This is a genomic window from Rickettsia endosymbiont of Rhinocyllus conicus, from assembly GCF_964026465.1.
Lineage (GTDB): Bacteria > Pseudomonadota > Alphaproteobacteria > Rickettsiales > Rickettsiaceae > Rickettsia.
In genome coordinates this window covers 186,903-205,713 of sequence record NZ_OZ032155.1, presented here as the reverse complement: position 1 = coordinate 205,713, position 18,811 = coordinate 186,903, and the positions used below count along the sequence as shown (strand labels likewise).

Below are 18,811 nucleotides of genomic sequence, written 5' to 3'. Positions count from 1 at the left end.
TTATGGTAATATCCTTTATATTTATGCTTTATTCGCCAAAACCTGAATTAATATTTGATGCAAGTAATATGGCAATTGGTATTAAGAATAAGCAAGGTAAGCTTGAAATTTATGCCGATAAGATGGCAAAATTTAATAGGATTTATTGGGCTAATTGGTTTGGACAAGAAGATAGTATATTATTGCCACTACAAGATAATCTTTTCATAACTAATTATGGGCAAAGAATTATCTTTAATAAAAATAACTATTGCAACGAAGCCGAAATTCATATCAATCTTAATCATAGAGCAAAATGCACGGGAAATCTGATGACTATTAATAGAGATTTTTTAAGCAAAAGTCCGGTTATACTTATATTTTGCAATTCTAAAAAATGTAGAATAAAATCTAGTCATGCAAACTATTAATAAAACATTAAACATTCCTTCAAAAGGATATGAAAAAATCTTGAATCTTCTTAATAAAAAAGGAGAAGCAAGATTAATTGGCGGCTCAGTTCGTGATGCTTTACTTGATAAAGAGAGCTATGATATTGATATAGCAACGAACTTACTACCAAATGAAGTAACAAGCATTTTATCCCAAGCTAAGATAAAAACTATCCCAACCGGCTTAAAATTTGGCACAATTACAGCTATTTTAGAAAAGGAACAGTTCCAAATCACCACTCTTCGGAAAGATATTGAATGTAACGGCAGACACGCTAAAGTAGTATTCACAAATGATTTTGCTGAAGATGCAGAAAGAAGAGACTTCACTATTAATGCTTTAAGCTATTGCCCTTTTAAAGGTAAAATATATGATTATTTCAATGGATTTGAAGATTTAAAGCAGCAAAAAGTAGTATTTATAAGAGCTGCTCACCAAAGAATTAAAGAAGATTATTTACGTATTTTACGATTCTTTCGTTTTTCTAGCTATTATGCAAATAGGCTTGATCCAGAAGGATTTAAAGCATGCGATGAACTAAAAAGCGGCTTAATGAGTTTATCACGAGAACGCATAAAAAGTGAATTTGATAGAATTATAGTTTCTAGTAATAGCCCTGAAGTTTTAAAAGCCATGTTTGAAATAAGGATTTTGGCATTGATATTTTCCATCCAAAATTATGAAATAAAAATTGCAGAGCAAGCCAAAAGCTTTAATCTAGAATTAAGTACTAGATATGCATTATTATTATATTATCAAAAAGATTTAAACCTAAAAAATTTTCTAGATTGGAAATTCTCAAAACATGAAACTATCCAGATATTATCTATATTAGATTTTATTCATAAAAATATAATCACTGAATTTGATATAAAAAAAATCTGGCTGGAGCATAAAAACTATAAAGAATATTTATTAGCAGCAAGTATATTAGGGAAAATAGATTATTCACAAATAACAAAATTTATAAATATATATGATTCATTAGAACGACCTAAATTCCCAATAAATGGTCATGATTTACTAAATATAAATATAGAACAAAAAGACATAGGCGAAAAACTAAATTACTTAAAAAAGATTTGGATAGATCAAGATTTTAAGTTAAGTAAGTCGGAGTTATTGGATATGATAACGTCATTCCCGCGTAGGCGGGAATCCAGTCATTAATTAGGAATCAAAACTATGAAATATAAAAATTTCTTTTTTCTGGATTCCCGCCTACGCGGGAATGACATCAGATCCATTCCACAACGCTGGACAAGCCGCGGGATGACAATAATCCTTCTCTCTTTCATATTCTTCAGCTTTACTAGCTACGCTAAACCTAAAATAGTAACGAGCATTACTCCAATTGCAAGTATAGCTGCAATGCTTGTTAAAGATAAAGCGGAGATAGAGAGTTTAGCCATAAGTAACGGCTGCCCGCATCATTATAATTTAAAACCAAGTGATCTAGCGAAAGTCAAAAACGCCAATATCGCTATTTATATAGATAAAGAATTTGATGGGTTTGCTGAGAAGTTAATTAATAATCATGCTAACACCATTATAAAAATCAGCGATATTAAAGATTTAAACATCATAAAAGGTAATTGGCATATTTGGCTTGATCTTGATAACGTAAAAGTTTTACTACAGGAATTTACTAAAATATTTAGTGAAAAATTTCCTGAATTACAACAAGATATTAATAATAATCTTGAGCTAGCAATGAAAGAATTACAAGATTTGCAAGAAGCTAAAAATAACGAGTTTGCTAATATAAAGGATGTGATTTTATTAAGCGACAGTAGCGAGTATTTTTTTGTTGATACAAATATCCGTACGACAAAATTATATAGCGACAGTCAAAAAAGCTTAAGATATTTCAGTAAATTAGACTCTTTAATTAAAGAGTCTAATAATAAATGTCTTGTTTTAAGTACTGAGCAAAATCCAAACTTATATAACAAATTAAATGTTAAAACAGTAATACTAAATAGTGAAAACTGGGATATCAAAAATATTGATTCCGAAAGCTACCGGAACCAATATCTACAGATGATTAACCAAGTTAGAGGGTGTTTGTAAATATTAAATGCGTAATATCTAAAAACAGAAAAACTAAATTTCTTGAATTTTTAATTAATTAGTGCTAAATTGAAACTGCTGAATTCAATTAGGCAATATTTAAAATGTATCAACGTTTTATACAAGGAGTTTTAGAAAAATTTTCTAAATTTTACCCAGTTTTAGGTATTACTGGACCAAGACAATCAGGGAAAACTACTCTTGCAAAAATATTATTTCCTCTGATAAAATATTAAAATAATCGTTATTACGAAAATTAATATAATCCTAATAAATATAGTACCAAATTCCTAAGATTGCCGCGTCAATGCTACGCATCTAACAAACTATATCATTTCAAATACTGCTTTAGATACCTACCGGTATGGCTTTCAGAGCAAGCAGCAATATCGGCAGGGGTGCCATGTACCACTATCTTACCACCTTTATCACCACCCTCAGGACCAACATCAATAATATAATCAGCTGTTTTTATAACATCTAGATTATGCTCGATAACTAAAACAGTATTACCCATATCAACAAGTTTATGCAGTACTTTTAACAATTTATTGATATCGTCAATATGCAGCCCTGTAGTCGGCTCATCTAGTATGTAAAGAGTTTTACCGGTTGAACGCCTTGATAGCTCTTTAGCAAGTTTAACACGCTGTGCCTCCCCTCCTGAAAGAGTAGTTGCCGATTGACCGATTTTAATGTAACCAAGCCCCACTTCATTTAAGGTAATAAGTTTTTCATAGATTAATGGGATTTTTTCAAAGAATTGCATCGCATCTTCTACCGTCATCATTAATATATCAGCAATAGATTTACCTTTATATTTTATCTCTAAAGTTTCTCTATTATATCTATGACCGTTACAAATGTCGCATTTTACATATACATCAGGCAAGAAGTGCATCTCTATCTTAATTAGCCCATCACCTTGACATGCCTCACATCTACCACCCTTAACGTTAAATGAAAACCTACCAACCTTATAACCTCTGGCTTTTGACTCAGGCAGTTCTACAAACCAGTCTCTAATATGAGTAAACGCACCGGTATAAGTTGCAGGGTTAGAACGCGGAGTTCTGCCGATTGGCGACTGATTAATATCGATAATTTTGTCTATATATTCAAGCCCTTTTAATTTTTGATATTTTCCTGGAAATACTTTTGCTGTAGGCTCTAGGTGCTTTAAAGCAGCCTTATATAGAGTATGGATCATCAAACTTGATTTTCCGCTTCCTGATACCCCTGTTATAGCAGTAAATGTACCAAGCGGAATTTTTATATCGACATTATCCAAATTATTAGAAACAGCTCCAATAAGCTCTATTGCTCTATTATCATGTCCTGTTCGTGTTTGTGTTGGCACTTTAATTGTTTGACGACCGCTTAAATATCTTCCTGTAATACTTTCTTCAAAATTCTTTATTTCTTCGGCATTACCCTCAGCAATAACCCGACCACCATGAATACCAGCACCAGGTCCTATATCGATAATATGATCAGCCTCATACATTGTTTCTTCGTCATGCTCAACCACTAAAACAGTATTACCAAGATCTCTTAGCCTTTTTAGCGTTTCAATTAATCTAGTATTATCACGTTGATGCAAGCCAATAGATGGCTCGTCAAGTACGTATAAAACACCGCTTAAGCCCGATCCTATTTGCGAAGCAAGACGAATACGCTGACTTTCACCTCCTGATAAAGTACCAGACTCTCTTGACAATGTTAGGTAATCAAGCCCGACATTCATCAAAAATTTTAGTCTTTCATTAATTTCTTTAAGGATACGTTCAGCGATAAATAATTGTTTTTTATTTAATTTTTGTTCTAGGTGAGCAAACCATTGTTGCAGTGTTGCAATACTCATATCTGCTACTTCACCTATATGAATATTTACTATTTTAACACATAAAGCTTCATCTTTTAGCCTATAGCCATTACAAGCCGTACATTTATGTTCTGACTTAAATTTAGCTAACTCTTCCTTGATTAAAACCGATTCTATAGTGCGATCTTTTTCTTGCAAACTCGGTATTATTCCAGCGAATGGCTGATGAATTACTTGTGTTTTAGAACCATCATGAAACTCAAATCTTATCGCTTCTTCTCCAGAACCTTCAAATAAAATTGTTTTAATATTATCAGATAAAGCTGAAAAAGGTGAGTCTATAGAAAATCTATAATGCTCAGCAAGTGCTTTTAATGTCTCTAGGATAAATTTTGAGGACGTACTGCCCCACGGCACTATTGCACCATCTTTAATAGATATTCTGTGATCTGGTACGATTAAATCACGATCGAAGAAAAACTCTTTACCAATTCCCTCACATTTAGGACATGCACCAAAAGGACTATTAAAGGAAAATATTCTTGGTTCAATTTCTGTAAGCTGAAATCCTGACACTGGACAAGAATATTTTTCAGAAAAAGTTATACGCTGATTTTTTTCGTATTCAGTATTAGCTACAGTTGGTAATTCTACGATTTCTAGGTAGGTAATACCATCAGCAAGATTTAATGAACTCTCTAAACTATCAGCTAGCCTATTGCCTAAATTCTCATCTAAAACTATCCTATCAACAATTACTTCAATATTATGTTTTTTATTTTTATCAAGCTTCGGCAAATCATCTATTTCACAAGTTTCCCCATTAACAATTAACTTCTGGAATCCTTGCTTTTTCAGATTCATAATCTCACGTTTGAATTCCCCTTTATGCCCTCTAACAATCGGAGCTAGTAAATATATCTTCGTTCCCGTAGGTAATTCGTTTATTATATCTACCATTTCAGAAACAGTTTGACTATGTATAGGCAGACCCGTTGCCGGAGAATAAGGAATCCCAACCCTTGCATATAATAACCTGAGATAATCGTAAATCTCGGTTATAGTTCCAACTGTAGAACGTGGATTCTTAGAAGTAGTTTTCTGATCAATCGCAATAGCTGGCGATAATCCAGAAATAGACTCGACATTCGGTTTATTTTGCAAATGCAAAAATTGTCTTGCATATGAAGATAAGCTCTCAACATATCTTCTTTGACCCTCTGCATAAATCGTATCAAACGCTAAGGAAGATTTACCCGAACCGCTAAGACCAGTTATAACGACAAATTTATTCCTTGGAATATCAACATTTATATTCTTTAGATTGTGCTCTTTAGCACCACGTACCTTGATATATTCTTGGTTCATATCACTCTTACTGAAAAATTTTAGGATATTTTAAAAAACCTGTAGTATTATAGGCTCTTTTATTTTATTATTGCAATAATAATATTTTTAAAATAGGTAATCTATGGCAGGTAGCTTAAATAAAGTGACATTAATAGGCAATTTAGGACGTGATCCTGAAATTAGAACTACGGGGGAAGGAAAGGAAATAGCGAATCTTTCTTTAGCCACCACCGACATTTGGAAAGACCGTGTTACCGGTGAAAAAAAAGAAAAGACCGAATGGCATAGAGTAGTGATATTTAACGAAGGGTTAGTATCTGTTGTAAAAAATTACGTTAAAAAAGGTAGTAAATTATATATTGAAGGCTCGTTACAAACTCGTAAATGGAATGATAGTTCAGGTGTGGAAAAATATACTACAGAAATCGTATTGCAAAATTTTAATTCACAATTAATATTGTTGGATAGCAAAAATTCTACTAGTTCTAGTCTTCAAGATTCAGGTCATAGTGAATATAAGCATTCCAAGCCTTCTTTTGATCATAGCGACTTAGATGACGAAATACCGTTCTAATTATCGTAACGTCATTGCGAGGAGTGGCAAAGCCTACGGTGTCATACCGTGGCTTGGGAACTAGATCCAGTAAAAATACTAATAATATTAGTATTTTTTGTTATTTTTTCTGGATTGCCACGCTCCTTTTATTCGCTCGCAATGACGAGGAAAATAACCATTAAATACATTATGAAAAATTTTATTTGGATAATATTTTTAGTTTCTGTTCTACTTTCCGGTTGTTCTACTACCCATGATGTGGCAAGTAGAGTGAAACATTCGCAAGACATAGCTAAACAAAATAATTTTCAGCAACAACTTGTAAAAGGTGGTGATTTTACTCTTACAACTTATCAGCGTGTTACTGATCGTAATCAGCCTTTTGTATTTTACATTGAAGGGGATGGACATCTTGCAGATGGAGGCGTTAATTCTGACAACCCTACCCCTGTTAATCCAATGTTGTTAAGACTTGCTACAATCGATAAGCGACCAAATATTGTTTATATAGCAAGACCTTGTCAATATACTCCTTTAGAGATGAACGCAAAATGTGTTAATGATTATTGGTTAGATAAAAGAATGAACTATGAAGTAGTAAATTCAATTAATGATGTTATAAATACTATTAATAACGGGCAGAAATTCAGCTTAGTCGGCTTTTCAGGTGGCGGCGGGCTTACAATATTAATCGCTAGCCAAAATAGTAATGTGAAAGATATTATAACGATTGCCGGTAATTTAGATACTGAGAAATTTGACAAGCATCATAATTATCGTGGTTATCTAACTAAATCATTAAATCCAATAAATTACGCAAAGCAAATTAGCCACATTCCTCAATTGCATCTCTCCGGAGCAGATGACAAAAGAGTTCCAACTTTTATTACAGAACTTTATATAAAAGCTAGCTCATCTAACTGTGTTAAGTATAAGGTCTTCCCTAACATTACCCATACAAAAGGCTGGGATACAGTTTGGAATAATATATTAAATATTCCACTAAACTGTAATTAATACAATTTTGTGAGATTGCCCACGTGGCTTAATTGTACCTCTGTCACCCCGTGATTTATTCACGGGGTCCAGTTAAAAATATCAATATTATTGATATTTTTAGTTATTTTACTGGATCCCGTGGACAAGCCACGGGATGACACCGAGGACGACTTTCGACCCACGCAACAATGCATACGCAGGAATGACATCGGAGCTATGCAGCAACCTAGGTATAACCGACTAGATGACACCGATGGTGCTTTTCGGTCCACGCAGTCAATGCCATAACACCACTATTTTTGCTTATAGACAGTCACCCGCATCTGGTGTATTGCCTTAAAGCCTAAATAAACTGCGATACGTTCTAGTATAATTTCTTGGTAAAAAGATATTTCTAAAGCTGTTGCATGATCTTCTGCTTGTATAAATAGCGTATTAATCTTTTGCTTTTTATTAGTATCAGCAATTATTTTTAAAGGTAATACCTTATCGCTAAATTTAAATCCGACTATTTTATTCCAATTAAACATAATTTCAGGAAGCAAAGGATGCTGCCTTGCAAATATATGCCTAACTATTTTATGAATATCATCTTTAATTAGCTTCATCTTAATAGACTTTGGACAGTTAAAGTAATTACTCCTAAAGCAAGCATTACAGATATTATAGGTGAGTATAACGATAGTACTGATAACATCATCAAAAATACATTACAAATCGCTATAATCGATACTACCCGTTTATGGGATTTGCCTTTTTTGACAGCTTTTTGGAAAAAATGCTTTAAATGAGGCTGCCAAATTTTTTCTTTATTTACTAATCTAATTAATATAGTCAGTACCGCATCAGTTAAGTAATACAAGCTAGCGATAAAACAAGCTATAAATAGGTTAATATTTGTAGTAGCAAGCATTAACAAACAAAGACCCAGTAAAAAACCAAGGCTAATGCTACCCACATCTCCTAAGAATATTTTTGCCGGCTGCCAATTAAATATTAAAAATCCAATAGAACAACCAAGTATAACAATATTCATACTAAATATAAAATATGGATTAGCAAGTACCTGAAATTGTAGTAAACATAATATAAGTATAGTACTTGATAGATGAATAGACTCTATACAACTCATGCCATCTATACCATCCATAAAATTATATATATTAATGAAGCCGCTTAAAGCTACAATTAGTATAATGAAAATAAGATATATTGGGATAGGAATATTAGCAGCAAAATCTAGAGGAATTAAAAGAGAAATAGCAAAAGCAGAACAAATTAAATGAGTTATCAAACGGATAAGTACCCGCACAGGTTTTAAATCATCTAAAAAAGAGACTGTCGCAATTACAAATAATGGCGGTAATATTTTTGCCGAGTTAGTAAGCAAACCGCTTGTTATATATTCAAAACTGCTTAAAGCAATCATTACAACAATTACGATAGCAAGACCACCACCACGTGGGGTAATCTTATTATGAGAACGACGCTGACTAGGTATATCAACTAAACCAATTGTCTTAAAATATTTGGTCAATATATATGTTAATATAGTAGTTGCTATAAAAGAAAAAATAAATAATACAATATAGCTATTTATATTCATAGTAACATGTTAGATTTAAAGCTAAAATATTTATTATTACTGATAATTACATGATCATGCACTACAATATTTATTGTTTTACACATATCTACTATTATATTTTATTATATTTGTCATATCAATATCGGCTTTTGAAGGATCAGGGCTACCACTTGGATGATTATGAACAAGTATAATATTACTCGCCTCATTAAACAACGCTCTTTTAATTATCTCTCGTGGGTATACAGCAGCCTGATCAATAGTTCCTTGGCTTAAAACTTCATCAGCAATCAAAATATTTTTTTTGTTCAAAAATAATACCCGAAATTGTTCAAGCCGCATATTACCCATATTAACTTTTAAATAATCAATCAAAGAACCCTATGAAGCAATAATATTTTTATTTATTATCTTTTGTTTTAATGCTCTATTTATTAATTCACGTACTATAGCAAAATTGATATATAAATTCTCATTAGTACCACTAATACTAAGCAATCTTTCTTTATCAATATTGATTAAATCAGTAATACTATTAAAACTTTCCAGTAATTTTTTTGCTAGAGGCTTTACATCTTTACGAGGAATAGAAGAAAATAACATCAGCTCTAAGAGTTCATAATCGGAAAAATTTGCCGCTCCTGAAGTCACAAATCGCTCTTTTACCCTTTTACGATGACCTATATAATGAGGGGTTGCCTCTTCTTTTATAGCTATATCGGGAACTATCTCAGGTTCGCTGTCAAAGAATTCCATTAGCTTATAGTTTAACATATGGAGGATGATCTAATTTTTTAGGGGATAATGTAAATATTTCAAAGCCGTCTTTAGTAACGCCTATAGTATGCTCAAATTGTGCTGATAAAGACTTGTCACGTGTGGTAACTGTCCAACCATCAAGGCTACTTAATATAGTATCATATCCGCCGGCATTTACCATTGGTTCAACAGTAAAAAACATACCTTCTTCTAGAACAAGCCCTGTTCCGCTGCGACCATAATTTAATATTGATGGCTCATCATGAAACACGCGACCGATCCCATGACCAGTATAATCACGCACCACAGAATAATTATGCTTCTCAGCATAGCTTTGAATAGCATGACCTATATCACCGAGCCTTGCTCCTGGCTTTACTACCTCAATCCCTTTCATCATTGCGTCATAAGTTACTTGAATAAGGCGTTTCGGCTTTATTGCTACATTGCCAACATAATACATACGGCTAGTGTCACCATACCAACCATCTAAAATTACTGTAACATCAATATTTATGATATCACCATTCCGTAATGGCTTATCGTTTGGAATGCCGTGACAAACTACGTGATTTATCGAGGTGCAAATAGATTTTGGAAAACCTTTATAATTTAAAGGTGCAGGAATGGCATTATTCGAAATAATAAAATTATGACAAAGATCGTTTAAACTATTTGTAGTAACGCCCGGCTTTACATGCGGTTCTATAAAATCAAGTGTTTCAGCAGCTAACCTGCCAGCTGCACGCATTTTCTCAAAATCTTTCTCGGAATGAATTTTTATGGTCATGTTATACTATGTGTTCTCTATAGAACTATATTATAACATAGTTTTTTAAAAGGTGTAAATTCTATTTACCTTATATTCTCTAGGTGGGCTTTTAAGAATTCAGGAGCAAAATCTGCTCCGTTAGACCAAGCAATAGTCTGCAATTCTTCGTCAAGGGTTACTCTAGCAAATAAATTTTTGTCCTTAAGAGGTTCAAATACTGAACCAACCAAATGCTTATATAAGTTTATATTTCCTCTAGTACCATCATCAAAAGACAATTGTAAATAATAATCATCAATATATTTTACAGATATTACATGTAACATTTTTTTACTTCAATGGATATCATCGTCATTCCCGCTTAGGCTTTTTTAAATCATAAAAATAATACATGTCCTTTTATAGAGTTTAAGTATAACATTTTTCCGCAAGGTGTAAATTTTCTTGTTTAATTTACTTCAAAATAGTATGTTATAGTAAATTTTTATCAATAACTAATGCTATACTACGTAAACAAATTTCTTTCAAATAGTAAAGTACAAGCTGTTATTTTAGGAATAATCGGTCTTGCTACTATTCTTGTGCTTATATCATATAAGCTTGATGACCCGTCTTTTAATTCGGCAACAACTGGATATACTAATAATTTATTAGGGCTTTTTGGTTCTTATTTATCTGATTTTTTATATCAATTTTTTGGGGTAGCAGCTTTTATAATACCGCTTTCTTGTTTTATTTGGGGGAAGAATTGCTGGCAACAGAAATATCGCAAATCCTTTATCCGTATATCGGTAATGCTACTTGCTCTTTTCAGCACCGCAGCTTTACTATCTAATTTTGATTTAGAATTCGTACCCTCTAATGGTGGTGGAGCAGCCGGTATAATTATTTTTCATTTTCTTAAACAATTCACAAATCAGCTTCATTTATTATTAGTATTTTTTACATTTATTATATTTGTTGTTTTATTTGAAATTAAATTTACTTCTTTAAGCAGCTTTATCATTAAATTAGGTAAATTCTTAGCATATAAAATACAAACTTTTTTCTATAATCTATTTTCACAATTAACTTTGCCAAAATTATTTTCCGGTAAAGCAAATAATAAAATAAAGATTACCCCTTCTTATACAAAACCGGTAAGCGAAAAAATAAGATTTACAGAAGAGCCAAAGCATATTATGGCTAAACCAGCACCTGTAAATCCAATAAAATTCTTTAATAAACCTGCTGCTCCTAAAATATCTCAAAATGACGCAGCAGCACTGCCGCCAATTTCGCTACTACGTAACCCTGAAAATCATCATATAAAAGGTGCTTCATCGTCAGAATTAAAGCAAAAAGCCGAAGAATTGCTAACTGTGCTAAATGATTTTGGTGTGAAAGGACAAATAATTAATATAAGCCAAGGTCCGGTAGTAACTTTATATGAGTTTGAACCGGCAGCAGGCACTAAAACCTCAAGAGTAGTAGGGTTATCTGATGATATAGCCCGCTCGCTCTCAGCCCTATCAACAAGGATTGCAGTAGTACCTGGTAAAAATGTGCTTGGTATTGAGCTACCTAATAAGCAGCGAGAATTCTTTTGCTTAAAAGAGCTTATAGAAACACCAGAATACCAAGATACATCTACTTTATTGCCTTTAGTCTTAGGTAAAGATTTAGCGGGCAAACCGCTTATTGCAGACCTTGCCAAAATGCCGCACTTACTTGTTGCAGGGACAACCGGTTCAGGTAAATCGGTGGGAATTAACGCTATGATCGTTTCGCTGTTATATCGCTATACCCCTGAAGAGTGCCGCTTTATCATGATTGACCCGAAAATGCTTGAGCTATCAGCTTATGACGGAATACCGCATTTATTAACGCCCGTGGTAACTGAACCGGCTAAAGCAGTGGTGGCACTGAAATGGGCAGTTAAAGAAATGGAAAACCGCTATAGAATGATGAGCAATATCGGTGTTAAGAATATTGCCGGCTATAATACTAAGATTCAGGAAGCAGTTAAAGAGGGAAGAATAATTGAGAAGTCAATTCAAACAGGCTTTGATCCTGAAACCGGCAGACCCATCTATGAAACCGTGGCAATGAATATGGAAAAGCTGCCGTTCATAGTGGTGATTGTTGATGAGATGGCTGATTTAATGCTGGTTGCCGGTAAAGATATCGAGATGTTGATACAGCGTTTAGCTCAAATGGCAAGAGCTGCCGGCATCCATATTATTATGGCAACCCAAAGACCATCTGTTGACGTTATTACTGGTGTGATCAAGGCTAACTTCCCAAGCCGTATCAGCTTTAAGGTTACCTCTAAAATCGACAGCCGTACAATCTTAGGCGAACAGGGTTCAGAGCAGTTACTTGGTATGGGTGACATGCTATTTATGGGTAATACCTCTAAAATTACTAGGGTACATGGACCTTTTGTTAACGAATCTGAGATCGAGCAAATTACGGAATATTTAAAAGAAACAGGCACACCAGAATATATATCTGCTGTAACAGAGCAGCCTGATGAAGATGATACTAGTATTGATATCGGTGATGGTACATCAGACGAAGTACTTTATAAAAAAGCTGTGCAGATAGTACGTGATGAACGTAAATCTTCTATTAGCTATATTCAAAGATCGCTTAGAATCGGTTATAACAAAGCTGCCAATTTAGTTGAGAAAATGGAAAAAGAAGGAATAGTCTCCGTACCAAATCATACGGGTAAAAGAGAGATATTATTACCGGAGAGGTAGAGTTTGGAATGTGTCTCCTATGCGGGAAGGCATTGCCTGTATGGATCATTCTTCCCCCTGTCATCCCGTGATTTATGAACTAGAGCCAGTTAAAAATACTAATGAAATTAGTATTTTTTATTATTTTCTGGATGCCGTGGTCAAGCCACGGCATGACACCGAAAGTACTTTTCGATCCACGCAACAATGCCACGCGGGAATGACATATAAAAATTATAGAATCAACAATTTAAAACAAAATCAATGAAATTACTAACTGCTAAGACTTACTTAATATTTCAAACAATCACTAGAATAGCTTTGTGCATATATGCATTGTTCTATAAACAAGTTTCGCTTATAGAATTGCCATTACTGTTCATTTTCGGATTAGTTAACGATCTTATTTCTACAGTTTATTTCTTGCCTATAATGTTAGTGTTAATATTGCTAGGCAATTTAGCATTATCAAGATTTAGGCTAGTCTACACGCCGCTTTGTTACTTATTTTACTGCGGTTTTATTGCCTCACTAATCTTTATTACAGCAGCTGAACTTACTTTTTGGGATGAGTTTGGTACTCGCTTTAATTTTATTGCCGTTGATTATCTAGTATATACTCATGAAATTATCGGCACAGTTAAAGAATCTATGCCCTATATAGAGATCATTAGCGGAATTCTGATAGTTAGTGCTATTACTACCTATATCTTACGAAAAGCTGTTATTGATGCAGCATATAATATAAATAGAAAATGTTGTTTAGCTACAGCAATTATTCTAGCTGCAATTAGTTTTATTGCATTTAAATTTTATAGCCCTGAAAAGCTAAATTTCCACTCTAATAAATATGCAGAAGAGCTTGCTAAAAACGGTCCTTATGAGATTTTCTCGGCTTATCTTAATAACAGCTTAAACTATAATAGCTTTTATCCCACTATAGATGATAAGCAGGCTTTAAGCATAGTACGTGATAGCTTACAAAATAATAGTGATAAATTTGTAGATAATGAATCTATCGAGCGTATTATTATCTCTAAAAATTCGAATAAGCAAAAATATAATGTAATCTTTATTACAGTAGAAAGCTTAAGTGCCAAATTCATGCAAAGCTTTGGTAATAGCGATAATATTACGCCTTACTTGGATGAATTAACAAATAAAGCTATGTTCTTCACTAATATTTATGCTACTGGTACAAGGACAGTGCGGGGACTTGAAGCTATAACTTTATCAATTCCTCCAACTCCAGGCTCGTCAATAGTGCGTAGACCTGATAACCAGAATTTATTTAATATCGGCACTGTGTTTAGAAATCAAGGATATAATACTAACTTTATATTTGGTGGTTATAGCTATTTTGATAATTTACGTAATTATTTCGGCGGTAATCACTATAATATAATAGACCGAGGTAACTTAACAGCTTCAGAGATAAGCTTTGCAAATGTATGGGGAGTAGCAGACGAGGATATTCTAAACAAGGCAATAGAGCAAGCTGATATAGATTATAAAAATGGTAAGTCATTTTTCTCGTTAATTATGACTACCTCAAACCACCGACCTTATACTTTCCCTGAGAATAGGATTGATCTACCATCAGGTGGTGGACGTAATGCAGCAGTTAAATATACCGATTATGCGATAAATAAGTTCTTAGAAACTGCTAAAACTAAAGAATGGTTTAACGATACTATCTTTGTTATTACTGCCGATCATTGTGCTTCAAGTGCCGGTAAAACGGAGCTACCTGTAGAGAAGTATCATATACCACTAATTATCTATGCACCACAAATATTAAAGCCGAAAAAAATAGATAATCTAGCAAGTCAAATAGATATAGCCCCAACAATTTTCGGCTTGCTAGGCTTTGAATATAAAAGCAAATTATGGGGACAGGATATAATAAATAATCCAGCAAATAGAGCTTTTATAAGCACTTATCAGTTACTAGGCTTTTTAAAAGATGATAAGCTAGTAATTTTAAGCCCTAAACTACACCCAAAAACCTATATATTATTAGGAGAAGAAAAAGAAGAAATCCCGAGTTCTATTAGCCTTACCGAGGAAGCAATTAGCTTTTACCAAACCGCATACGATTTTTACGTACAAGGTAAATTAGTTGAATAAAAGATAGTGGTATTAAGTTATAATTATTTTTAAGAAAATTTAAGTCCGATTATAGATACTATTAAGGTAGTAACAAAAAATAAGCGTAATATAGATACCGGTTCATTGAAAACAAGTATACCTAATATAACTGTACCTGCCGCACCTATGCCTGTCCATACGGCATATGCAGTACCCATTGGGATCTTACCCAAGGTTTTAGCAAGACAGGTAAAGCTTAAAGCTCCAAAAAAAATAAAGGCAACTGTAGGTTTTAGTTTTGTCAAACCATCTGAATATCTTAATGAAATAACAAATGCTATTTCAAATAATCCTGCTAGAATAAGAAGTAACCAATACATAAGATAATTCTATAAAAAAATTAATATATACAATAATGCTACCCACCAGAGGTTTTACTAATTAAATCATAACTTGTCTTAATATTACTAAAACCATACTAAAAAATAAATAAAATATTGAAAATTTTAATATTTTTTACTGTCTTCTATGATATTTAAGCTTAAGCACACAAGATTATATTGAGAAGATTTTTATTCTACTTATCAACATCATTTAGCCTTAGTACAATAACGTTTTTCATTGACATTATCATTAATATATTTTAATAATTACGCCCGAAATATATTAATTAATGAAAATAACTATGACTACAGCCTACTACAGACACAAATATTGCCCAGATACTAGCTATTTAAGACCAAAGCATATGCCTATTTCAAAAACTCCTATAAGAAAGTTTTTTGAATCTTTAATACCCCCCAAAATTATAGATTCTGAAAAATGGACAGATTTGCATTTAGCAGTAGGATATAAAAATATAGAGTTAGTACAGAGTGTATGTAACAAGCAAAATATTAATATTAAAGATGCCAAAGGTAGAACTGCTTTAGAACTAGCAATACTTGGCGGTAATTTAGATGTGGTACATTTTCTAGTTCAAAATGGCGGACAAATTGCTCCTAACATGCATGGTTGGTCTGCTATTCATTTAGCCATCAAAGTTGGTAATTTAGATACAGTAAAATATTTATACGAGAATACTAAATTTAATAAGTTTGATAAATATGGTTTAACCTTACAAGATTGGGCAGAAAAAATTGGTAATGAGCAGATACAAAGATTTTTCTTTGATATAAATCATAATAACAAAACGCCATTAGAGCTTGCTGTAGAATCTAAAAATATCTCATCAATTAAGACATTAATTAGCAAAGGAGCTAAATTTGACATTAAAAGTGAGCTTGGATATCAAATTTTCAATCTCGCTATTGATTCTAAAAGTGTAAGCCTTATTGAGTACTTAACTAATAAATTCTTAAACTTAAACTCTAAACAAACACTACTAGAGAAAATAGTTCAAATCCACGATAAGAAGATAAATATTACAAAGTTAGCTAAAACTTTAATTGAGAAGTCAGATTGTACTAAAATTGATAATACAATTGGGCAGAAGCTTTTAATTAAAGCCACCTATGCTAATGATCTAGATTTAGTAAAAGCATTACACGATAAAGGAGTTAAGCTTGGGACTAAAGACTTGCTTGGACGCACCTCTTTACATCATGCAATTAAAGCGGGAGCGGGGAAAGATTTAATAGAGTTCTTAATTGATAATGCTGATATTGATATTAATGCTTGTGATAAATCAGGCTCTACTCTTATGCATTGGGCTGTAAATAGTCACCATATACCTGCTATAAAATTACTACAAACCAAAAAAGCTGATTATTTTACACCCGATTATTTAGAACAAACTCCTTTAAAGCTAGCCGAATATTATGGACATGATGATGTAATAGAGTTGCTTGCAGAAAATAGTTCAGCAGGATATTACGTTTAGAATAAGTAAAGGATAAGATCTGAAAAATCTTATCCTTTATCTATTTGAGGTTAGTTTTTTAGAAGTTTAGTTTAAGTCTTAAAGTACCACTTTGTGCATGGTATTTTTTAGCAAAGTTAAGACCATAATGTACTCCATACTCCATATTACCTTTCTTAACTACTACACCTGCTCCTAGATCATATAACATTTTAGTAGCCTTAGGTGTTTGTACTGGTAATGGCTCGTTAATACCATTAAGCTCTGCAACGATTGCTGGTGTTTTAGCACTAAAGTCGTAATTAATAAACGCATGGGCTTGTGGTCTAATTATGAAATCATCCTTATAGAATGTCGTCTTAATTTCAGCACCAAGTATACCCTCAACCTTATTATATTGACGCTTCTTAATAGTTAAGTTTTGGAAAGTAGTCCCCTGCTCTTGATATCCGGAATCTTTAATTCTAGTGAATCTTAGACCTGCCATTGGTGCAAGAGAACTATCTTTCCATAAGTAGTTATAACCTCCTACTACTTGAGCACTATAAGAAGTTGAGTTGTATTTACCATACGCATTCTCAGTACCATCTTGTCATTGCTAAAGTAAAGGGGACCACTAAATTGCACGAAAAAGGGACCAGAGAATTTGGTGTAACCTAATAAGGTTATAATGTGCAATATTCACTAGATAATTAATTAAAATAAATATCTAGTGATACAATGATAAGAATAAATATGTACACAACAATTATCACCCTTTATAAGCAAGGCAACAGTCAAAGAAATATTGCCAAACTAACAAGGATAGACCGTAAAACAGTAAGAAAAATAATAAATCGTTACGTAGAGTCTGGTACAGAATATCCTGCACCCTATGAACGATCTTCAGCACTGGATTCTTGGCACGAACAAATAATTGAGTTATTAGAAAAGAATCTAAGTTACATAAGAATTTTTGAAGAGTTAAAAATTCAAGGTTATACAAAAAGTTATGGTTCGCTAACCCGTTATATCAAAAAATATAAGATTCAGAATAACAGTTGCATTCGTTTTCATACTTTAGCAGGAGAGGAAGCACAAGTAGATTTTGGTGACATAGGCTTACAGTATAATGCCCAAGGGCGTAGAGTTAAAGCATATGTGTTTAATATGCGTTTAAGCTATAGTCGCCTTGATTATTATGAAGTAGTGTTTGATCAAAGTTGTAAAACATGGATACAATGTCATATCAATGCATTTAATTATTTTGCTGGTAGTCCAAAAGTAGTTAACCACCCTGCATTGCAAATGCAGGGCTTAAGATTATGGCATCAATGCCTTAGCTATAGCTAGTTTTCAACTTGAAAGTTTCCAAACTTATCATCTCTCGATTCATGTTTATCAATATAATCCTTGATCATTTGGTCAGTCACATTGCCTGTGGTTCTGACAAAATATCCAACAGCCCATAAGTGTTTACCCCAATACTGTTTCCGTAATTCTGGAAATTCCTGCTGAATCTTCCTTGAACTCTTTCCTTTTAGATACTGTACCACCTTACTAATACTTTGATAAGGTGGCACAGATACATAGATATGTACGTGATTTGAAGCTATCTTCCCTCTTAATATCTCTACTCCATTATCCTTACATATCTCTTGGGTTAGGTCCTTGACTCTCCTACCAATATCACCAACCAATATATTATATCGATATTTAGTCACCCATACTATATGATAAGTGCAATCGTAAACTGTGTGGCTTATCTTCTTGTAATACTGCATCTCTACATTCTATATG

The 18,811-nt window shown here is 33.0% G+C and carries 17 protein-coding genes and 3 pseudogenes; 10 read left to right on the top strand and 10 right to left on the bottom strand.

What is annotated here, in order from left to right; all coding sequences use genetic code 11:
• Positions 1 to 2 precede the first annotated feature (2 nt).
• From AAGD54_RS01015 to AAGD54_RS01005, 3 genes are all read left to right on the top strand, one after another.
• Positions 3 to 410, top strand: a complete 408-nt coding sequence (locus tag AAGD54_RS01015) for a hypothetical protein (protein WP_341794779.1) — start codon at positions 3 to 5, stop codon at positions 408 to 410.
• Positions 397 to 1,602: a CCA tRNA nucleotidyltransferase gene (locus AAGD54_RS01010; protein WP_341788736.1), complete on the top strand. Its 1,206-nt coding sequence runs from the start codon at positions 397 to 399 to the stop codon at positions 1,600 to 1,602. Before AAGD54_RS01015 ends, AAGD54_RS01010 begins: the two co-directional genes overlap by 14 nt.
• Positions 1,603 to 1,704: 102 nt before the next feature.
• Positions 1,705 to 2,505 carry a metal ABC transporter substrate-binding protein gene (locus AAGD54_RS01005; RefSeq protein ID WP_341789256.1) on the top strand — a complete coding sequence of 267 codons (801 nt, stop codon included), beginning with the start codon at positions 1,705 to 1,707 and terminating at the stop codon, positions 2,503 to 2,505.
• Between the two features lie 331 nt (positions 2,506 to 2,836).
• Here AAGD54_RS01005 and uvrA read toward each other — a convergent pair whose 3' ends face one another.
• Positions 2,837 to 5,698, bottom strand: coding sequence for an excinuclease ABC subunit UvrA (gene uvrA / locus AAGD54_RS01000; RefSeq protein ID WP_341788734.1), 2,862 nt, complete (start codon positions 5,696 to 5,698; stop codon positions 2,837 to 2,839).
• Between the two features lie 103 nt (positions 5,699 to 5,801).
• Here uvrA and ssb point away from each other — a divergent pair, with 103 nt between their 5' ends.
• Both ssb and AAGD54_RS00990 read left to right on the top strand, forming a co-directional pair.
• Positions 5,802 to 6,254 carry a single-stranded DNA-binding protein gene (gene ssb / locus AAGD54_RS00995; RefSeq protein WP_011476856.1) on the top strand — a complete coding sequence of 151 codons (453 nt, stop codon included), beginning with the start codon at positions 5,802 to 5,804 and terminating at the stop codon, positions 6,252 to 6,254.
• A gap of 171 nt (positions 6,255 to 6,425) precedes the next feature.
• Positions 6,426 to 7,253 carry an alpha/beta hydrolase gene (locus AAGD54_RS00990; RefSeq protein WP_341794778.1) on the top strand — a complete coding sequence of 276 codons (828 nt, stop codon included), beginning with the start codon at positions 6,426 to 6,428 and terminating at the stop codon, positions 7,251 to 7,253.
• Between the two features lie 275 nt (positions 7,254 to 7,528).
• On the opposite strand, the gene AAGD54_RS00985 is transcribed toward AAGD54_RS00990, so the two are convergent.
• The 6 genes and pseudogenes from AAGD54_RS00985 to AAGD54_RS00960 all read right to left on the bottom strand — a co-directional run bounded on the left by AAGD54_RS00985 (position 7,529) and on the right by AAGD54_RS00960 (position 10,680).
• Complete coding sequence (locus tag AAGD54_RS00985; protein WP_016948096.1) at positions 7,529 to 7,843, bottom strand: DUF721 domain-containing protein; 315 nt, start codon at positions 7,841 to 7,843, stop codon at positions 7,529 to 7,531.
• Positions 7,840 to 8,841, bottom strand: a complete 1,002-nt coding sequence (locus AAGD54_RS00980) for a glycosyltransferase family 4 protein (protein ID WP_341794777.1) — start codon at positions 8,839 to 8,841, stop codon at positions 7,840 to 7,842. The genes AAGD54_RS00985 and AAGD54_RS00980 overlap by 4 nt, the downstream gene beginning before the upstream one ends.
• A pseudogene (locus tag AAGD54_RS00975) lies at positions 8,838 to 9,198 on the bottom strand (JAB domain-containing protein). Before AAGD54_RS00975 ends, AAGD54_RS00980 begins: the two are co-directional and overlap by 4 nt.
• 6 nt (positions 9,199 to 9,204) lie before the next feature.
• Positions 9,205 to 9,597 carry a UPF0758 domain-containing protein gene (locus AAGD54_RS00970; RefSeq protein WP_341794776.1) on the bottom strand — a complete coding sequence of 131 codons (393 nt, stop codon included), beginning with the start codon at positions 9,595 to 9,597 and terminating at the stop codon, positions 9,205 to 9,207.
• Positions 9,584 to 10,372 (bottom strand): type I methionyl aminopeptidase, encoded by a 789-nt coding sequence (gene map, locus AAGD54_RS00965; protein WP_341788729.1) that lies wholly within the window; start codon positions 10,370 to 10,372, stop codon positions 9,584 to 9,586. Before map ends, AAGD54_RS00970 begins: the two co-directional genes overlap by 14 nt.
• A gap of 65 nt (positions 10,373 to 10,437) precedes the next feature.
• A complete protein-coding gene (locus AAGD54_RS00960) occupies positions 10,438 to 10,680 on the bottom strand; it encodes a DUF2442 domain-containing protein (protein ID WP_341788728.1) in 243 nt (80 codons plus the stop codon).
• A 171-nt stretch (positions 10,681 to 10,851) separates the two neighbouring features.
• Here AAGD54_RS00960 and AAGD54_RS00955 point away from each other — a divergent pair, with 171 nt between their 5' ends.
• Both AAGD54_RS00955 and AAGD54_RS00950 read left to right on the top strand, forming a co-directional pair.
• Positions 10,852 to 13,101 (top strand): DNA translocase FtsK, encoded by a 2,250-nt coding sequence (locus AAGD54_RS00955; protein ID WP_341794775.1) that lies wholly within the window; start codon positions 10,852 to 10,854, stop codon positions 13,099 to 13,101.
• Positions 13,102 to 13,344: 243 nt separating this feature from the next.
• A complete protein-coding gene (locus AAGD54_RS00950) occupies positions 13,345 to 15,210 on the top strand; it encodes an LTA synthase family protein (protein ID WP_341794774.1) in 1,866 nt (621 codons plus the stop codon).
• 29 nt (positions 15,211 to 15,239) lie between these two features.
• Here AAGD54_RS00950 and AAGD54_RS00945 read toward each other — a convergent pair whose 3' ends face one another.
• Complete coding sequence (locus AAGD54_RS00945) at positions 15,240 to 15,551, bottom strand: DMT family transporter (RefSeq protein WP_011476848.1); 312 nt, start codon at positions 15,549 to 15,551, stop codon at positions 15,240 to 15,242.
• 293 nt (positions 15,552 to 15,844) lie between these two features.
• Here AAGD54_RS00945 and AAGD54_RS00940 point away from each other — a divergent pair.
• Both AAGD54_RS00940 and AAGD54_RS00935 read left to right on the top strand, forming a co-directional pair.
• Positions 15,845 to 16,387: pseudogene (locus AAGD54_RS00940) on the top strand (ankyrin repeat domain-containing protein); the annotation flags it as partial.
• A gap of 93 nt (positions 16,388 to 16,480) precedes the next feature.
• On the top strand, positions 16,481 to 17,053 hold the full coding sequence (locus AAGD54_RS00935) for an ankyrin repeat domain-containing protein (protein ID WP_341795145.1): 573 nt from the start codon (positions 16,481 to 16,483) through the stop codon (positions 17,051 to 17,053).
• A gap of 58 nt (positions 17,054 to 17,111) precedes the next feature.
• On the opposite strand, the pseudogene AAGD54_RS00930 reads toward AAGD54_RS00935, so the two are convergent.
• Positions 17,112 to 17,555: pseudogene (locus tag AAGD54_RS00930) on the bottom strand (autotransporter domain-containing protein); the annotation flags it as partial.
• A 212-nt stretch (positions 17,556 to 17,767) separates the two neighbouring features.
• On the opposite strand from AAGD54_RS00930, the gene AAGD54_RS00925 reads away from it, so the two are divergent.
• Positions 17,768 to 18,364 (top strand): helix-turn-helix domain-containing protein, encoded by a 597-nt coding sequence (locus AAGD54_RS00925; protein WP_341794773.1) that lies wholly within the window; start codon positions 17,768 to 17,770, stop codon positions 18,362 to 18,364.
• On the opposite strand, the gene tnpA is transcribed toward AAGD54_RS00925, so the two are convergent.
• Entirely contained in the window at positions 18,361 to 18,795 is a 435-nt protein-coding gene (gene tnpA, locus AAGD54_RS00920) for an IS200/IS605 family transposase (protein WP_341794258.1), read from the bottom strand. The genes AAGD54_RS00925 and tnpA overlap by 4 nt on opposite strands.
• Positions 18,796 to 18,811: the final 16 nt, after the last annotated feature.

Coding starts and splice junctions, on each gene's coding strand:
- AAGD54_RS01010 (WP_341788736.1), top strand. CDS start 397: ATGCAAACTATTAATAAAACATTAAACATTCCTTCAAAAGGATATGAA.
- map (WP_341788729.1), bottom strand. CDS start 10,372: ATGACCATAAAAATTCATTCCGAGAAAGATTTTGAGAAAATGCGTGCA.
- AAGD54_RS00985 (WP_016948096.1), bottom strand. CDS start 7,843: ATGAAGCTAATTAAAGATGATATTCATAAAATAGTTAGGCATATATTT.
- AAGD54_RS00980 (WP_341794777.1), bottom strand. CDS start 8,841: ATGAATATAAATAGCTATATTGTATTATTTATTTTTTCTTTTATAGCA.
- AAGD54_RS01015 (WP_341794779.1), top strand. CDS start 3: ATGGTAATATCCTTTATATTTATGCTTTATTCGCCAAAACCTGAATTA.
- tnpA (WP_341794258.1), bottom strand. CDS start 18,795: ATGCAGTATTACAAGAAGATAAGCCACACAGTTTACGATTGCACTTAT.
- uvrA (WP_341788734.1), bottom strand. CDS start 5,698: ATGAACCAAGAATATATCAAGGTACGTGGTGCTAAAGAGCACAATCTA.
- AAGD54_RS00970 (WP_341794776.1), bottom strand. CDS start 9,597: ATGTTAAACTATAAGCTAATGGAATTCTTTGACAGCGAACCTGAGATA.
- ssb (WP_011476856.1), top strand. CDS start 5,802: ATGGCAGGTAGCTTAAATAAAGTGACATTAATAGGCAATTTAGGACGT.
- AAGD54_RS00955 (WP_341794775.1), top strand. CDS start 10,852: ATGCTATACTACGTAAACAAATTTCTTTCAAATAGTAAAGTACAAGCT.
- AAGD54_RS00925 (WP_341794773.1), top strand. CDS start 17,768: ATGTACACAACAATTATCACCCTTTATAAGCAAGGCAACAGTCAAAGA.
- AAGD54_RS00960 (WP_341788728.1), bottom strand. CDS start 10,680: ATGTTACATGTAATATCTGTAAAATATATTGATGATTATTATTTACAA.
- AAGD54_RS00950 (WP_341794774.1), top strand. CDS start 13,345: ATGAAATTACTAACTGCTAAGACTTACTTAATATTTCAAACAATCACT.
- AAGD54_RS01005 (WP_341789256.1), top strand. CDS start 1,705: ATGACAATAATCCTTCTCTCTTTCATATTCTTCAGCTTTACTAGCTAC.
- AAGD54_RS00990 (WP_341794778.1), top strand. CDS start 6,426: ATGAAAAATTTTATTTGGATAATATTTTTAGTTTCTGTTCTACTTTCC.
- AAGD54_RS00945 (WP_011476848.1), bottom strand. CDS start 15,551: ATGTATTGGTTACTTCTTATTCTAGCAGGATTATTTGAAATAGCATTT.